12 protein-coding genes and 2 pseudogenes are annotated in these 16315 nt (G+C 68.0%); 4 read left to right on the top strand and 10 right to left on the bottom strand.

Translation table 11 applies throughout. The annotated features are described in order from the left end of the window. Positions 1–6 precede the first annotated feature (6 nt). Complete coding sequence (locus MPSD_RS09025; RefSeq protein WP_015355213.1) at positions 7–261, top strand: DUF2631 domain-containing protein; 255 nt, start codon at positions 7–9, stop codon at positions 259–261. 30 nt (positions 262–291) lie between these two features. Here the strand turns inward: MPSD_RS09025 and MPSD_RS09020 are convergent, their stop codons facing one another. The 7 genes and pseudogenes from MPSD_RS09020 to pyrH all read right to left on the bottom strand — a co-directional run bounded on the left by MPSD_RS09020 (position 292) and on the right by pyrH (position 10488). Next, entirely contained in the window at positions 292–1164 is an 873-nt protein-coding gene (locus tag MPSD_RS09020) for a cytochrome c biogenesis CcdA family protein (RefSeq protein WP_015355212.1), read from the bottom strand. A 13-nt stretch (positions 1165–1177) separates the two neighbouring features. Further along, entirely contained in the window at positions 1178–1699 is a 522-nt protein-coding gene (dsbE, locus tag MPSD_RS09015; protein WP_036426776.1) for a disulfide bond-forming protein DsbE, read from the bottom strand. 131 nt (positions 1700–1830) lie between these two features. Further along, positions 1831–2925, bottom strand: a complete 1095-nt coding sequence (rlmN, locus tag MPSD_RS09010; protein ID WP_020788104.1) for a dual-specificity RNA methyltransferase RlmN — start codon at positions 2923–2925, stop codon at positions 1831–1833. Positions 2926–3034: 109 nt separating this feature from the next. Next, positions 3035–7755: pseudogene (locus MPSD_RS09005) on the bottom strand (PE family protein). Positions 7756–8121: 366 nt separating this feature from the next. Further along, a complete protein-coding gene (locus tag MPSD_RS09000; RefSeq protein ID WP_020788107.1) occupies positions 8122–9036 on the bottom strand; it encodes a phosphatidate cytidylyltransferase in 915 nt (304 codons plus the stop codon). A gap of 32 nt (positions 9037–9068) precedes the next feature. Further along, positions 9069–9626, bottom strand: coding sequence for a ribosome recycling factor (gene frr, locus MPSD_RS08995; RefSeq protein WP_012393625.1), 558 nt, complete (start codon positions 9624–9626; stop codon positions 9069–9071). 64 nt (positions 9627–9690) lie between these two features. Beyond that, positions 9691–10488: a UMP kinase gene (pyrH, locus tag MPSD_RS08990; protein ID WP_015355202.1), complete on the bottom strand. Its 798-nt coding sequence runs from the start codon at positions 10486–10488 to the stop codon at positions 9691–9693. 441 nt (positions 10489–10929) lie between these two features. Between pyrH and MPSD_RS08985 the strand changes: the two genes are divergently transcribed. After that, on the top strand, positions 10930–11682 hold the full coding sequence (locus MPSD_RS08985; protein WP_036426778.1) for a winged helix-turn-helix domain-containing protein: 753 nt from the start codon (positions 10930–10932) through the stop codon (positions 11680–11682). Here MPSD_RS08985 and MPSD_RS08980 read toward each other — a convergent pair whose 3' ends face one another. The 3 genes from MPSD_RS08980 to MPSD_RS08970 all read right to left on the bottom strand — a co-directional run bounded on the left by MPSD_RS08980 (position 11683) and on the right by MPSD_RS08970 (position 14514). Beyond that, entirely contained in the window at positions 11683–12543 is an 861-nt protein-coding gene (locus tag MPSD_RS08980) for a lysophospholipid acyltransferase family protein (RefSeq protein ID WP_020788109.1), read from the bottom strand. A 208-nt stretch (positions 12544–12751) separates the two neighbouring features. Next, positions 12752–13234, bottom strand: coding sequence for an MPT63 family protein (locus MPSD_RS08975; protein WP_015355198.1), 483 nt, complete (start codon positions 13232–13234; stop codon positions 12752–12754). A 77-nt stretch (positions 13235–13311) separates the two neighbouring features. Then, entirely contained in the window at positions 13312–14514 is a 1203-nt protein-coding gene (locus MPSD_RS08970) for an ISAs1-like element IS2404/ISMul1 family transposase (RefSeq protein ID WP_420811889.1), read from the bottom strand. A gap of 143 nt (positions 14515–14657) precedes the next feature. Between MPSD_RS08970 and MPSD_RS08960 the strand changes: the two are divergent. Both MPSD_RS08960 and MPSD_RS08955 read left to right on the top strand, forming a co-directional pair. Continuing rightward, positions 14658–14774 (top strand): annotated as a pseudogene (locus tag MPSD_RS08960) (ABC transporter permease); the annotation flags it as partial. A 4-nt stretch (positions 14775–14778) separates the two neighbouring features. Continuing rightward, on the top strand, positions 14779–16239 hold the full coding sequence (locus MPSD_RS08955; protein ID WP_086085595.1) for an MCE family protein: 1461 nt from the start codon (positions 14779–14781) through the stop codon (positions 16237–16239). Positions 16240–16315 lie beyond the last annotated feature (76 nt).

Genomic DNA, 16315 nt, shown 5'->3' with positions numbered 1-16315 from the left:
ATCGCTGTGGCCAGTACTGAGGTGGAGCCTTTCACCGGCGTCGATATCGCCGAGGTGCCGTCCGCACGCTGGGGATGGAGCCGGATCAATTACCGCACCTGGCACATCACCGGCGCGTGCATCTTTGTGTTCCTGCTGGCGATGCTGCGCGGCAACCACGTCGGCCATGTCGAAGACTGGTTCCTCATCGGGTTCGCTGTACTGACGCTGGCCGTCCTGGTTCGTGACCTGTGGGGCCGCCGGCGCGGCTGGCTCCGATAGCGGTTTCCCGACCAACTCGGCGCGCGCCGCTTAGCGACGGGCCCGCCGATACCAACTAACGCTGAACGCACCGGCCACCAGCAACGTCAGCACCACCACCCACGGCCAGATACCGTGCTGGTGGACCCAGCCGGCCAACTCACCTTGGATGCGGCCGGCCGCACCGATCACCCGATCTTGGGGATCGACCAGTAGACCAGAGGTCAACCGCACCTCGTAGTAGCCGTAGTAGCCGACGTAGAGCCCAACCACCGCCAGCAACCCACCGCTGATCCGGTTGACCAGCGGCAGCACCCGCCGCAACCGGTCGGCCAGTGCCGAGCTGGCGGTCGCGGCGGCAATGGCGAGTGCGCCGACCACCATGGTCAGGCCCGCGATGTAGGCCAGGTAGATTGCCACCGCCCCCAGGATCGAACCGCCCCGCAGGCCCGCCCCGGTTACCGCGATAAACGGCCCGATGGTGCAGGACAACGAGGCGACGGCATAGCTGACGCCGTAGCCGTACATGGAACCCAAGCGGGCCGTTGGCGCCCATCGCGGACCAAACCCGCTAGGGGTCAGCGCGGCCAACTCACGCCCCGACAGCAGCCACACCCCAAGGCCGAAAAGCAGCACACCAATCAACACAGTCAGGTAGGGCAGGTATCGCTGCACCGTGGAAGCTGCCGAGATGGTCAAAGCGCCAAAGGCACCGAAGACCGTAAGGAAACCGAGCGCCATCCCGATGGTGGCGGCGATGGCTCGGCCGACCGCGCCGATCGGAGAGGCAGCCTCCCCCGACTCGCCGCCATGCTGCCCGCGCACCACCAACAGCAGGTATGCGGGCAGCATCGCGAATCCGCATGGGTTTAGCGCGGCCACCGATCCGGCGGCGAATGCCAGCGCGACCAGGGCCGAATTCATCGGGGTCGGGGAATCAGGACGTCAGCGCGGCGACCCGGTCGGCCAGTTCCTGCTGGGACATGGCCGAGGTGGGGTTGTTGACGAAGGTCGAGAAACCGTCGGCCCGATAGAACACCCAGGCCGGCTGCCAGGGCACGTTGTAGCGCGCCCAGATCGCGCCGTCGGCGTCGTTGATGTTGGTGAAGTTCAGCCCGTATTTGGAGACGAAGCCCTGCATCGCACCCACGTCCGAATGCGCGGCGATGCCGACGAATGTTACCCCGGGGTTGGCGGCCGCCACCTGGCTGGCGGCGGGGCCCTCGGCGTTGCAGAACGGGCACCACGGCGTCCAGAACCACAACACCGCCGGCTTACCCTGCAGGCTGGCCCCGTTGAAGGGCGCGCCGCCCAGCGTCGTCGCGGTGAAATCGAGACGATCGTCGGCGGCGCGGGCGCGCGGCGCGGCGATCACGCCGAGCGTCAGGACAAGCGCGACCATGCTGGCCATCAGGACCGCGGCAAACCAACGATTGCGGGGCGTAGGGCGAACAGTCATAGCAGACCTCACTTACTGGTGTTTGCCTTGATGACGTAATACCCACTGACGCGGTTCATCGCACCCGCTGCAGCTACCCGCCTTCGGCGGCCAGCTGTCCGCAGGCCCAGCCCCAATCGCCCACGCTCCAGCTACCCGCCTTCGGCGGCCAGCTGTCCGCAGGCGGCGCTGATCTCGCGGCCGCGAGTATCCCGTACGGTGCACGAAACCCCTTGTGCACGAACTCGTTTGACAAACTCCCGCTCCATCGGCTTGGGACTCGCATCCCAATCGCTGCCCGGTGTCGGGTTGAGCGGGATCAGGTTGACATGGACCAACGGACCCAGCGCGCCATGCAGTCGTTTACCCAGCAGATCAGCCCGCCAAGGTTGGTCATTGACCTCACGGATCAGCGCATACTCGACGGAGACCCGACGACCGGTCACCTCTGCGTAGTAATGCGCGGCCTCGAGAGCTTCGCTGATCTTCCACCGGTTGTTGACCGGCACCAACGTGTCGCGCAGTTCGTCGTCGGGCGCATGCAATGACAGCGCCAGCGTGACGCCGAGGCGTTCATCGGCAAGCTTGCGGATCGCGGGCGCCAAACCCACCGTCGAGACCGTCACCGATCGGGCCGAGATGCCAAAACCCGTCGGCGGCGGTTCGGTGATGCGACGCACCGCCGCCAGCACCCGGGCGTAATTGGCCAGCGGCTCCCCCATGCCCATGAACACGACATTCGACAACCGGTCACCGAACTCGTCGCGCAACGCCGCGGCCCCGGCCCGCACCTGTTCGACGATCTCTGCAGTCGACAGATTGCGGGTCAGGCCGCCCTGCCCGGTCGCGCAGAACGGACACGCCATCCCACAGCCCGCTTGCGAGGAGATGCACACCGTATTGCGCTGCGGGTAGCGCATGAGCACCGATTCGACGGTGACACCATCGGTGGCGCGCCATAGCGTCTTTCGCGTCTGGCCCGCGTCACAGGTGACCTCTCGCGCCGCGGTCAGCAGGTTCGGGAACATCGTTTCGGCGATCTGGTCACGCACCGCCGCCGGCAGGTCGGTCATCTGACGGGGATCGGCGATCAGCCGACCGTAGTACTGGTGTGCCAGCTGCTTGGCCCTGAAAGGCGGCAGGCCGAGCGCGGCCACCGCCGACGCGCGGCCCTCCGCGTCGAAATCGGCAAGGTGCCGCGGCGGCTTCCCGCGACGCGGCTCCTCAAACATCAACTCTTGGGCCATGTGCTCCAGTTTGACATCCGTGCCGCGGCCGCAGCCGGGATTGCGAACCAACCGCGGCTTTCTGCACCCTCATCGTGGTTCGACCGGCACACGGCCCACCGCGCGGGGGTCAGGGGCTTGCGGGGGCGCCGCCGGTCCCGCCGACGCCGGGCGGACCGGCGTAGCCGGGTGGAGGAGGTTGGCCTGGGCCACCGTTGTAGCCGGGAATGCGTTGTCCGTCAATGGTGCTGGTGCCGCCGCGGCCGCCGGCACCGCCGTAGCCCCCCGTAGCGCCGTTACCGGTGCCGCCGGTGCCGCCGTCCCCGCCGTAGCCGCCGACCCCGGCGGTGCCGAGGCCGCCGATACCGCCGATCCCACCGGTGCCGGAGGTGCCGGCAAAGGTGCTTCTACCGCCGGTCCCGCCTCGGCCGCCGTCGCCGCCGGTGACCCCGGCGCCACCGATCCCGCCGGTCCCGCCGTCGCCGCTGGCAGCGGCATAGTTATTGGCATCCGCGGCACCGGCCATGCCTCCGGTCCCGCCGGCGCCACCGACCCCGCCGGTGCCGTAGGTGCTGGAGCCGCCAACACCACCGGTGCCGCCGACCCCGCCGGCCCCGGAGTAGGTAAAGACGACGTTGTGATCGAGGGTGCCGCCGCTGCCACCGGCACCACCAGTCCCGCCATTGCCAGCGACGCCGCCGACTGTGTTGGAGTAGCCGCCTTCGCCGCCATCGCCGCCGGCGCCACCAACGCCGGGGACCACTTCCAGGATTGCGGCGGTTTGGCCGACCTCGCCGGCGGCGCCGCCATTCCCACCGCTGCCACCGTCGCCGCTGTTGGTACGACCGGCGCCACCGATGCCACCGGTACCACCGCGGCCCCCGTTGCCGGCCGTTGTGCTGCCGGCCGCCCCGTTACCTCCGTTACCGCCGCTGCCCCCGTCGCCACCGATGAGACCATCGCCGCCGCCACCGCCTTCTCCGCCGCCACCACCGGCGCCACCGCTGGCCGCGGAATTTGTACTGAACCCGGTGCCCCCGTTGCCGCCATTGCCGCCGTCGCCGCCGCTGCCACCGACACCGCCGACAGAACCGTAACCACCGGCACCGCCGTTACCTCCGTGGCCGCCGTCGCCGGTCGCGGTGCGGCCACCGAGCCCGTCTCCCCCGCTGCCGCCGGTGCCACCGACCCCTCGAATGCCCGCGGCGCCTCCGGCGGCTCTAGTGCCGTCGCCGTTGAGGCCGCCGGTGCCGCCGTTGCCACCGGCACCACCATCTCCTCCAGCCCGCTGGTTGTACCCGGCTTTGCCGTTGCCGCCGTCGCCGCCGTACCCCCCGGTGCCTCCTTGGCCGCCGTCGCCTCCGTGGCCGCCGGCACCATCGTGGAATCCGGTTGCATGGGCCTTTCCGCCGTTGCCGCCGTCGCCGCCGGCGCCGCCAGCAGACCCGAGACCGCCCGCACCGCCGTTCAGGCCGTTTGCGTCCACCTGCGACTCACCGTGCGCGCCCATACCACCCGCGCCACCGGTTCCCCCGTCCCGCCGTCCCGCCGTCCCGCCGTCCCCACCGTTACCGCCGAGGACTCCTCCGGCACCTCCCACGCCGCCGGCACCGCCATGCCCACCAGGACCACCGCCAGACCCGCTCAGGCTTTGGCTTCCGTCGCCGCCGGTCCCGCCGTCGCCGCCGTTACCGCCATTGCCGTAGGCCCCGCCGTTGCCGCCCCGCCCACCGGCTCCGCCGAAATCGCCCGGTGGGTTAGAGAGGTTGCCGGCGCTACCGTCGCCGCCGTCGCCGCCGTCACCGCCGTCGCCGCCGCTGGTGGGGCTGTACCCGCCTAGTCCACTCAATCCGTTGGTCGAGCCGGCACCGCCTTTACCGCCGGCACCGCCGACACCCGGGTCACCGCCATTGCCGCCGTCGCCGCCGGCGCCACCGGTTGTCGCGGCTCCGTTTCCGCCCCGGCCGCCGTCGCCGGCCAGCCCGCCGGCGCCACCGGCGCCACCGGACCCACCAGCACCGCGGGTGCCATCGGAGTAGCCGGCCGCTTGTGCGTGACCGGCTGCTCCTCCGTCGCCCCCGGCACCGCCGTCGCCCCCGGTACCGCCGTGGCCGCCGTCACCACCGCGGCCACCGTTGTGGGTGCCGTTATCCCCGGCGGCACCGGCCGCGCCGGATCCGCCGGCACCACCATCACCACCGGACCCGCCGTCGCCACCGTCGCCCCCGTGACCGGCCAGGGCCCCACCGTTGCCACCGGCCCCGCCCGCGCCGCCCACACTGCCGGCGCCGCCGTCGGTGCCTGAGCCCCCCGGAGCAATCGCGGTCAGCCCGCGTTCTCCATTGACGCCGTCACCGCCGTCGCCGCCGTGCCCGCCGTTGCCGTAGAGCCCGCCGTTACCGCCGGCACCGCCGGCACCGCCGGCGATATCGACCGCGCCTTTGCCGCCATCACCGCCGGCACCGCCGTTGCCGCCGTTAGTCGGGCTATGCCCGCCAAGGCCGGTGAGTCCGGTGGTCGAGCCGACACCGCCTTTACCGCCGACCCCGCCGGCGCCGGTGTTACCGCCGTGGCCGCCGTCCCCGCCGGCCCCACCGAACCCGACCGCGCCGTCTCCACCGCGGCCGCCGTCGCCGGCTAGCCCGCCGGACCCGCCGTCACCGCCACGGCCACCGTTGGGATCCGCGGCGCTGCCCTGATCCCCGGCACTACCCGTCGCGCCGGACCCGCCGAAACCACCATCACCGCCGGCCCCGCCGGCACCACCATCACCGCCGTGACCAGCCAGGGTTCCGCCCAGCCCGCCGGACCCGCCAGCACCACCAGCGCTGCCAGCCCCACCGCTGGTACCCGAGCCCCCCGGTGTGGTCGCGGTCGACCCCTGCGATCCGGTAACACCGTCGCCACCGGCACCGCCGTCACCGCCATCGCCATACGTTCCGCCGTCACCACCGGCCCCGCCGGTCCCACCGGCGATATCGATCGCACCCCTGCCCCCCTCGCCGCCGGCACCGCCGTTGCCGCCGCTGGTCGGGGTTGCTCCGGAAAGGCCGTGCAATCCGGTGCTCCCGCCGGTACCACCGGCACCGCCGGACCCGCCAGTACCGGAGTCGCCGCCGTGGCCACCGTCGCCGCCATCGCCGCCCAATCCGACCGCGCCATCACCACCGCGGCCGCCGTCGGTGTAGCCGGCCGCCAATGCCTGACCACCGGCGCCACCGTTACCACCGGCGCCACCGTCGTGGCCGGCGGTACCCGAGTCGCCCGCAGTGATCGCGGTCAAGCCCCGCGATCCGGCGATCCCGTTGCCGCCAGCCCCGCCCGCACCACCATTGCCGTAGAGACCGCCGTTGCCGCCAGCCCCGCCGGTTCCGCCCAGCACCGCGCTGTCCGCCCCCCGGCCTCCGGCACCGCCATTACCGCTCAGCAGGCGGGCACCTTCGCTGCCATGAGCGCCCGCGATCGAGCCGGCCCCGCCGGCGCCGCCAGCACCACCCACACCGGGGGTGCCGCCATCACCGCCGGCACCACCGGTACCGCTGCCACCACCGGCAAACGTGCCCGTGGCCCCCACACCACCATCACCGGCCAGCCCACCGGCCCCACCGGCACCGCCGGCCCCGCCGGCACCCTGGCCGCCGAAGAAGCTGATCAACCCGCCCGCACCCCCGGCGCCGCCGGTCCCCCGGCCCCGCCGGTACCCCCGTCGCCGCCGGCACCGGCCAGCCAGCCGCCCCGCCCCCCAACGCCCCCATCACCGGCACGGCCGCCATCACCACCGGTCTGGCCCGCACCCCCGGTGCTACCGCCATCACCGGCACCACCGCCACCCCCGGCCCCACCGTGGCCGATCAGCCCCGCCGCACCACCGGCCCCGCCGGTACCGCCGGCGCCACCACCGCCGACCTCACCACCCACCCCGCCGGCACCACCGTCGCCGCCGCCGCCATAGACCAGCCCGCCCTGCCCGCCGCCGCCACCGGCACCGGCACCGGCACCGCCATCGAGACCCATGCCCTGCCCGCCGGCACCGCCGGCCCCGCCCGCACCCCACAACCACGCTCGACCCGCCGCAGCACCAACACCACCGCTAAGCGCACCCACCCCGCCGGCACCACCGTCGCCGCCGCCGCCATAGACCAGCCCGCCCTGCCCGCCGCCGCCACCGGCACCGGCACCGCCATCGAGACCCATGCCCTGCCCGCCGGCACCGCCGGCCCCGCCCGCACCCCACAACCACGCTCGACCCGCCGCAGCACCAACACCACCGCTAAGCGCACCCACCCCGCCCGCACCGCCGGCCCCCGAGGCGCCGCTGAGCCCGCCCGCACCACCGGCCCCGCCTCGCCCGATCAACCCCGCCGAACCACCCGCCCCACCGCTTTGACCCACCCCGCCCGAACCCCCATTACCCCGTTACCCCACAACAAACCCCCCCGCCCCACCGGCTTGCCCCGTCCCGGCCGCCCCATCAGCGCCATCACCGATCAACGGCCGCCCCCACAACGCCACCGCCGGCCCGTTCACCGCCCCCCACACGCCCCGCTCAATCACCCCTAGCGGCGACAACGTCCCCACCGCAGCCGCCTCAGCCCCCGCAGCCCCGGCCCCCAACGCCCGCGCGAACCGCTGCTCAAACTCCGCCCACTGCCCACACACCGCCTGATACTCGCGACCAAACCCCCCAAACAACGCCGCAATCGCCACCGACACCTCATCACCGGCAGCCGCCGTCACCGACGTCGTCGCCCCCGCCGCCGCCGCATTAGCCGCACCCACCACCGACCCAATCCCGGCCACATCGGTTGCCGCCGCCGCCACCCACTCCGGAACCACACTCACAAACGACACAACACCCACCGCCCATCCACCCAAAGGCCAACAGAGTTCGACCCGGACCCAACCGGTCCAAACACGCTATATCCGCAGGTCAGCGATGCATCTGTAGAAAAATCAGATCGTCAAAAGTTGAGTAGAGATCACGACATGCCAGGCTCGCGGCAATCTCACCTCGATTACGCGAACTGCAGTTCCGTCTGCCGGGAGCGACTCGTTGCGTCTCACAATTGCGAAATGCAAATCCGCCAGAAATGAGCTCTCTGGCGGATGGAACGCATTTGGAAGGCATGGATCTACCGAAGATGCGTTACGCCTCAAGCAGCTGCCGCATCTTCTCCGAGCCGGACCCGGCTGTCACATCGGGGCTGACTGACTCTGTCAGGTCAACAGTGACATCACGATCCAGGCCGCCACCGCTGACGGCAGAACGCCGTCGAGCCGATCCATCAAACCTCCGTGGCCGGGTAGCAGCCGCCCCATGTCTTTGATGCCGAGGTCACGCTTGACTTGCGACTCCACCAAGTCACCCAGCGTGGTGGTGAGCACGAACAGCACCCCGAGCAGCGCACCCACCCAGGGGGGTTCATGCGCCAGGAATGTCGCCGTGATAGTCGTTGCAACGATCCCGCAGAACAGCGAACCGGCAAAACCTTCCCAGGACTTCTTGGGGCTGATTGTGGGGACCATCGGATGCTTACCGAAAAGCACACCCACGGTGTATCCCCCGACATCGGACGCGATGATCGCGATCATCACGCAGAACACCCATCCGGTGCCGTTAGGCGGGTAGACCAGCATCGCGGCGAAGGAACCGAATAGCACAACCCAAACGGCCAGAAAAACGGTGGTCGAGGTATCGCGCAAATAGGTTCCCGACGCGGGCACCCCGTCGCTGCCAGCACCGTCGTGCGGCAGGTTGTCCTGCATGAACAGCCGCCAGAACATGCAAACCACGATCATGGCCCCGACCCCGGCTAGCACACCGCGAACGCCGTATGGCCAGCTCAGCCAGACGGTTAGCTGTCCACCGATCAGCAGCGGAACAACCGGAATCAGATACCCGGCTTCACGTAGCCGCCGCACCACCTCGTGGGTAGCGACGACCATCGCAAACGCACAGATCGCGACCCAACCGCGCGGCGCGAACACCAACGTCGCAACCAGGAACAAACCAATGCTGAGGCCCACCGCGATGGCCGCGGGCAGGTCGCGCCCAGCTCGTGATGCTTTTTTCGGCGGCTCTTGCACCGGCTCGTCGGCCGGGGTGCCGGTGGTGGCGTCGGTGTTGGCCACGGACCTAAACGGACTCAGCTGCTGAGAGGTCGTTAGACCTCCAGCAGCTCGCCTTCCTTATGCTTGACCAGCTCATCGATCTGCGCGACGTACTGGTGGGTGCTCTTGTCGAGGTCCTTTTCCGCACGGGCGACCTCATCCTCGCCCGCCTCGCCGTCCTTGCGGATGCGGTGCAGTTCTTCCATCGCCTTGCGCCGAATGTTACGCACCGAGACCCGGGCTTCCTCGCCCTTGTGTTTGGCCTGCTTGACCAGGTCGCGCCGACGTTCCTCGGTGAGCTGCGGTACGGCCACTCGGATGATGGTGCCGTCGTTGGTGGGATTCACCCCGAGGTCGGAATTGCGAATTGCCGTCTCAATCGCATGCAACTGATTGGCTTCATACGGCTTGATGACCACCATTCGCGCCTCGGGGACATTGATGCTGGCCAGCTGAGTGATAGGGGTATGGGTGCCGTAGTAGTCGATAACAATCCGGGAGAACATTCCGGGGTTCGCGCGGCCGGTGCGGATTGTCGCCATGTCTTCACGGGCTACCGATACGGCCTTCTCCATTTTCTCTTCTGCATCGAAGAGAGCCTCATCGATCATTGCGCCGCTCCTCCTCATCGCTGCGCCCTGCATCGTCGCAAGCGCGGATCATTGAGTCTTCCTCTTAGGTGGTGACCAGCGTTCCGATTTTCTCACCAGCGACCGCACGGGCGATATTGCCATTGGTCAACAGGTTGAACACCAGAATCGGCATGCCATTGTCCATGCACAGACTGAATGCGGTGGCATCGGCGACCCGCAACCCTCGGTCGATGACCTCCCGATGACTGATCACGGCGAGCAGCTCGGCGTGCGGATTCACTCGCGGATCCTCGGCAAACACCCCGTCGACCGCTTTGGCCATCAGAACCACCTCGGCCCCGATCTCGAGTGCGCGCTGCGCCGCCGTCGTGTCCGTCGAGAAGTAAGGCAACCCCATGCCGGCGCCGAAGATCACCACTCGCCCCTTCTCCAGGTGGCGAACGGCGCGCAACGGCAGGTATGGCTCAGCCACCTGGCCCATGGTGATCGCGGTCTGAACTCGGGTAGCTATGCCCTCTTTTTCAAGAAAGTCCTGCAACGCGAGACTGTTCATGACGGTGCCGAGCATTCCCATGTAGTCCGACCGGGTCCGCTCCATACCGCGCTGCTGAAGCTGGGCGCCGCGGAAGAAGTTGCCGCCGCCGATCACGACCGCCACCTGTACGCCACCGCGCACCACTTCGGCGATCTGCCGGGCCACCTGTGCCACCACGTCGGGATCCAGGCCCACCTGACCGCCGCCGAACATTTCGCCACCCAGCTTGAGCAATACTCGCTTGTATTGCGACACCGACCCCGAAACAGGAGCTGCCGGTACGCCGTTGGCGCTTGCCGGCTCCGGCTTCGGAGCCGCCCCACCGGCGACGTCGGACTCCGTCATGAATCTCCTCGCATGAGAGTGCCATCCCGGCAACCACCCGGAACGGCCTCTCATATCCTGCCTCATCGCACTGCTCCGGGGTAGCCGGGGTGTCCGCTCATATCCAACGGCACCAAAAGCGTGCCCGGTGTCAGGTCGCGGACACCGGCGCAGCGATGTTTGAACGGCCGGGGCCCCGGGAATCCGCCATCGAGCGCGGGCCGTTGACCCCAACCGCGGCGCCCCGCTGGGGACCAAGCAGGCTTGTTGGAAAGGTGGGCCCGGTCCGGACACGGATCGGGCCCACCTACTTGTTCTGGACTGTCGTGCATGCCACCGGCACGAGGGGGCGGAATTAGTTGCGGCCGAAAAGGGGTACCCAGTGCTGCCGTGAGACATCTCCCCGGGAGATGCATGCGGACCGGGGTGGCCGGAACCCCGCGAGGGGTTGAGAGATGTTTTTTGAGAGTCCTCTTGCTCAGCAATGCCGCTGACTTCGAATCGACTCTGCCGACGTTGAAGTCGTTCGCATCGGTAATACAACACGCGCGGCTAGACGCTGCCGACCCACCGGATTGGGCCGGCCCAGATGTCGCGATGATCGACGCGCGCTCCGACCTGACAACTGCCCGCAGCGCCTGCCGACGGCTGACCGCCAACGCGCAGTCTGTTGCGGTGGTTGCAGTTGTCGCCGCGGCCGACTTCGTCGACATCGACATCGATTGGCACTTCGACGACGTCTTGCTGGCGGCGGCCGGCGCGGCCGAGCTGCGGGCCCGGCTGCGGCTGGCGGTCATGCGTCGCCGCCGGGCCCGCAAAGGCGCCCTGGAATTCGGCGACCTCGCCATTCACCCGGACAGTTGCACGGTCACCGTGGCCGGCGAAGCCTTAGGCCTGACACTCACCGAATTTCGGCTGTTCCACTTTCTCGTCCGCCACGCCGGACAAGCCTTCACCCGCACGCGGCTCATGCATGAAGTCTGGGGCTACGACTGCAACGGACGGGCCCGCACCGTCGACGTTCATGTGCGGCGACTGCGCGCCAAGCTGGGAGCAGACCACGAATCGATGGTCGATACCGTGCGGGGCGTGGGCTATATGGCGGTAACGCCACCGCCGCCCCGATGGACCGCCCGACAACCCGTACTCAGCCCGGGTTCGGGGCCAGAGCCGCAAGACATTTCGGTGCCGACCGAACAGGTCCTCGTCCGCTGATCACCCGAACAGGGGCAGAGCGCGCTTGCGCGCCAACGCGTCCATCCCGTGTTGGATGCTGTCCTCAACCTGGTGGTAGATGTCGTCGATGTACGCGTCGTCATCGGTGCGGTCGGGATCGTGGTCAAGATCGATCGCGGGCATAAACCGGGTGCGGATCTTGGCCGGCAACGGCAGCTGGGGCAGGGCAGCTGGCGCAATCCCCCATGGCAGTGAGATTGCCAGCGGGAACACCTTCAAGCGCAGCAGCCGGTCAAGTTGTAGCACCCGCGACAGACGGTCCCCACGGATCAGAACCGGCATCGCGTCCGCCCCGCCGACGGTCGCAATCGGCACGATCGGGACTCCGGCACGAATCGCCATCTTCACGAATCCCTTGCGCCCGGCCAGGTTGGCACAGTCGCGCTCGGTCCACGGACGCAATGAATCCACCTCGCCGCCCGGCCACAACGCCACGTCGCGGCCCTCGGCCAACGCCGTGGCGATCGCGTCCGGAGCGGCGGGGAGCACTCCCATAGACCGGAAGTAGCGCCCAATACCCGGAATCGCCATCAGCGCATCGTGAGCCGTACCGTGCAGCGGACGCTGCGGACCGAACCGCCGCCACCACTGCAGTCCCACCGTCCACGCATCCCAGACAAAGGGAGCACCCGAGTGAATGCCGATCAGCAGTGCCGGCGAATCCGGGATGTTTTCCCAGCCGTCGATCTCCATGCGAAACCAGTAGTCGACCAACAGATTCCAGAAAAACTTCTGCCGCTGCAGGGTGGCCTCGTCTTGGCCATCTAGGTCCCACCGCCCCGCTCGTTGCGCCACCCAACCGCTGAGTCCGCCGTCGCGGCGCTCACGCTTGTCATCCATCGCCACTCTCGCCCGCTCGGCATGGCGCTGAGCTTGTCGCCGTAGCGGTTCCGGCCAGGGGTCGGTTGCACTCGTGTCGGTTGCGCTCATGGCGAAGGAGTACCCGTTTGCCAGACCCACGACTCAGCCAATCGAACGGATTTCGGCGGCACAAACAACCCTCCCCGCGCCAGATGACGCGGGGAGGATGTCGGCTAGCGGTGCGCAATCAGACGTTACTGGTCCAGATGAGAACGTCTTGCACGCCGTCGTTGTACACAACGCCATTAGGCGGTGGGCCGGTCACATCGAAGTACAGGACGCCACTTTGGCTGTTGCCCTGCAGGATCGGTGCGGGATTGAGGCCACCGGGTGCCGGGACTTCGTTGACCACTCCGTAGGTGTCACCGTTGGCCGCGCGGGCGTTGAAGCTCGACACCAGCGGGGTGATCGTTCCGGTCACGGACCGAGCCGTGACGTCGGCCGAGTAAAGCTGTCCCTGAGGTAGGTAGCCCGCAATGGTGACATCGCTGAGCTGCAGGTTACCGACCGTGTAGGAGGTGACCATGGGCCCGTCGACGAGCCGTTCGCTGGTCCCGAAGCCTTGAATAGTCGGTGGCGCGGCCAACGCTGACGCTGCGCCGAAAACGCTTGCCGCCGCAATGGCCGCGGCCCCCACAGCCGTCTTCATGGTGGTAGCAATGAACTCCACGGTTATCCCCTCTCTCTCGTGTCGTTCAAACAGTCCGCCCCGCCATGGGGACCAACCCAGGGCTCCGGCGTTGTTGATTAGCAGGCTTGTGAGCTGGGGAATTGTGGATTGAGGAGGTCTAGGCGGCGGTTGGCGGTCAAAGCGGTGATCCGGCAGGCTTCGGCGATGTTGTCGGCGCCGTTGAGGCGGTGCAGATTGATCGCGGTGTTGCGTAGCGTTGCTAGGACCTGTGCGCCGTTTCCGGTATGTGCCCTTTGACGGTCTTCGTCGAAGGTGACGTCGCGTATCCAGTGCAGGCTGTTCTCGATTCCCCAGTGTTGACGCATCCAGGTCATGATCGCGGTAGGGCGGGCGTGCTCGAACGGCAGGCTGCAGATGGCATAGACCACCTCCACGCTGCGCTGGTCGGTGGCGGTGATCAAGCGTTCACGAGTGATCCGGATGATTTGTTTTGCGTAGGGGAAGCCGATTCCTCGTGCAGCGGTGATGATTTGCGGGGTGCGGGTCTCGACACGGCCGTGGCCGCGGGAGTCGTCGGTAGCGGCTGTGGGCACCTCGGCCCAGGGCAGCGCGGTGATACGCGCAAATATTTTGGCTTGGTTGGACTTGACGATCATCAGGTAGTGCGACTTCAAGGTGGCGCAGATCAACTTCGCGGTGACGACCTGGGTATGCATCGCATCCACGGTGACCAGCCACCGCAAGCTACCCGGCAGCAGCGTGAGCAGGGCACGTACGCAGGGAATTTCATTGCTTTTCTCGGCGACAGCGAGTTGACCGAGCACCAATCGGGCACGGTGGGCGAACACCGACACGAGATGCGTGGCTGTCGCTTTGGCGCGTAAAGCACCACGCAGCATCTTGCCGTCCAACGCGATCGGCACCAATCCACTGGGGTCGCTGCTGGCCACGTGTGCAGTGAAGTAACTGCCCATCCTGGCGTTGAGGTCGGCGGGGTCTAGCCGAGACAAAACAGCGCGGAAGGTCTTCTCACTGGGCCGCCGGAACCGGACCCCTAATTGGGCCAACACATCATCGGGAGCGGTGGCCGCCCATGCGGCAAAACCAGCATAGCCGCGCATCCCCGCGGCAGTGGCCAGAACCGCGATCGCCAACAAAGCCACCAGCGAATACCTCCGACCGCGTGGGTCCCTCAGGTCTGGCACCGAGGCCAACACATCGAGAAACTCCGATCCGATGAACTCGCTGCGCTCACCAGGACTCCAGCGGTCGAACACCTCTGGAACCGACGACACACGCAATACTGAAACGGTAGGCACGGGCAACTCCAGACCAACGACGAACAGTAACCAACTCGATCGTTCTCCAGATAGCCCGTGCCTACACTCCGGCCCCAATAGCGCGGCACCAAAGATCATCAACCCAGCTCACAAGCCTGCTAATCGACAACGCCGGAGCCCTGGTGGGCGAGGCCGTCGGGCGCGCGGTGCGCACGTCGCTGATCTTCTCGGCGTTCGTGCTGGTGATGATCTCGCTGGCGGTGTACGGGCAATCCGGCAATTTCAACTTGGCGGGATAGCACCATGGATGACCGCAAGGAAGGCCTGCACCCCGCGTGGCACACGCTGATCCTGGTGCTGCTCTTCGTTGCGGCGATGTGGGTGACCTACGCACTTTTCATGGGCTCGCTGCGGTCGGTCGTGCCGGTCACGTTGACCTCCGAGCGCTCCGGCCTGGTGATGGAGACCAACGCCAAGGTCAAATTGCGCGGCGTGCAGGTCGGGCGGGTCGCTTCGATTGTCGACGGCGGAAAGGGCGCGACGCCGGTGGCCCTCACGCTCGAGATTGATTCCGACCAGATTCGCTACATCCCGGCGAATGTCCAGGCCGAGATTCGGGCCACCACCGTGTTCGGCGCCAAGTTCGTCGATTTGATCTACCCCGAAGACCCCAGCCCGCAACGGTTGAAGGCCGGCCAGGTGCTCATGTCGCGCAGTGTGACCAGCGAGGCCAACACCGTGTTCCAGAACCTGGTGGCGGTGCTGGATCAGATCGACCCGGCCAAGCTCAATGCCGCGCTTTCCGCGCTTGCCGAGGGCCTACGCGGTCAAGGTCCGCTCATCGGACAAGCGACCACCGATGCCAACCAGGTCCTGCTCGAGCTGAATCCGCGCTACGAAACCGTGACCGCCGACCTGCGGGCCGTCAAGGACTTCAACGACACCTTCAGCGCTGCGGCGCAGGACATTCTGGACACGCTCAACGCGCTGAGCACGACCAGCACCACCATCACCAGCCACTCCACCCAGTTGGACGCATTGCTGCTGGCCACCATCGGACTTTCCAACACCGGTATCAGCCTGCTGGCACCCAATCAGGCGAACCTGATCAAAGCCATCAACGCACTCGAGCCCACGACGAACCTGCTCTACAAGTACAGCCCGGAGTACACCTGTCTGTTGGAGGGCGCAAAGTACTTGCTGGACCACGGGGGCTACGAAGCACCCGGCGGCAATGGGCGGTCACTGGTACTCGATGCGGCCCTGGCGCTCGGTGATGACCCCTACCGTTTTCCGGACAACCTGCCCATCATCGGCGCCAAGGGCGGGCCTGGCGGCAAACCGGGCTGCGGCTCGTTGCCGATCGTCGACAACAACTGGCCGGGGCGCAACCTCGTCACCAACACCGGCTTTGGCACGGGAATGGACTGGCGCCCCAACCCCGGCATCGGATTCCCGGGCTGGGCCAACTACTTCCCGGTCACCCGCGGAACGCCCGAACCACCGAGCATCCGCAACCTCTTCGGTGGACCTGCGCCAGGACCGATCCCCTATCCGGGGGCCCCGCCCTACGGCGCGGAGCTGTACGCGCCAGACGGTACCCCGCTGTGGCCGGGGCTACCGCCGGCGCCGCCACCGGGCGCCCCCAGGGAATCGGGACCCACGCCGGGCTCCGAGCCCTTCGTGGTCCCCGCGCCCGCGCAGGCACAGCCCACCCCGCTGCCGCCGGCTCCACTGCCACAGGAGGTCGCTCCGTCACCATGAACACCTGGTACCGACCTCCCCTCAGCCGGCCCTCGACCGACCTTTCGGCCGACCGCTGGGCCAACGAAGGTGACCG

Origin of the sequence: Mycobacterium pseudoshottsii JCM 15466, from assembly GCF_003584745.1 — a bacterium.
Lineage (GTDB): Bacteria > Actinomycetota > Actinomycetes > Mycobacteriales > Mycobacteriaceae > Mycobacterium > Mycobacterium marinum.
This window is presented reverse-complemented; position numbering and strand designations above follow the sequence as displayed.

What these genes read in the sequence shown, in the direction of transcription:
- pyrH (WP_015355202.1), bottom strand. Translation starts at nt 10,488, where the DNA reads ATGACGGAGTCCGACGTCGCCGGTGGGGCGGCTCCGAAGCCGGAGCCG.
- MPSD_RS08955 (WP_086085595.1), top strand. Translation starts at nt 14,779, where the DNA reads ATGGATGACCGCAAGGAAGGCCTGCACCCCGCGTGGCACACGCTGATC.
- frr (WP_012393625.1), bottom strand. Translation starts at nt 9,626, where the DNA reads ATGATCGATGAGGCTCTCTTCGATGCAGAAGAGAAAATGGAGAAGGCC.
- rlmN (WP_020788104.1), bottom strand. Translation starts at nt 2,925, where the DNA reads ATGGCCCAAGAGTTGATGTTTGAGGAGCCGCGTCGCGGGAAGCCGCCG.
- MPSD_RS09020 (WP_015355212.1), bottom strand. Translation starts at nt 1,164, where the DNA reads ATGAATTCGGCCCTGGTCGCGCTGGCATTCGCCGCCGGATCGGTGGCC.
- dsbE (WP_036426776.1), bottom strand. Translation starts at nt 1,699, where the DNA reads ATGACTGTTCGCCCTACGCCCCGCAATCGTTGGTTTGCCGCGGTCCTG.
- MPSD_RS08980 (WP_020788109.1), bottom strand. Translation starts at nt 12,543, where the DNA reads ATGGATGACAAGCGTGAGCGCCGCGACGGCGGACTCAGCGGTTGGGTG.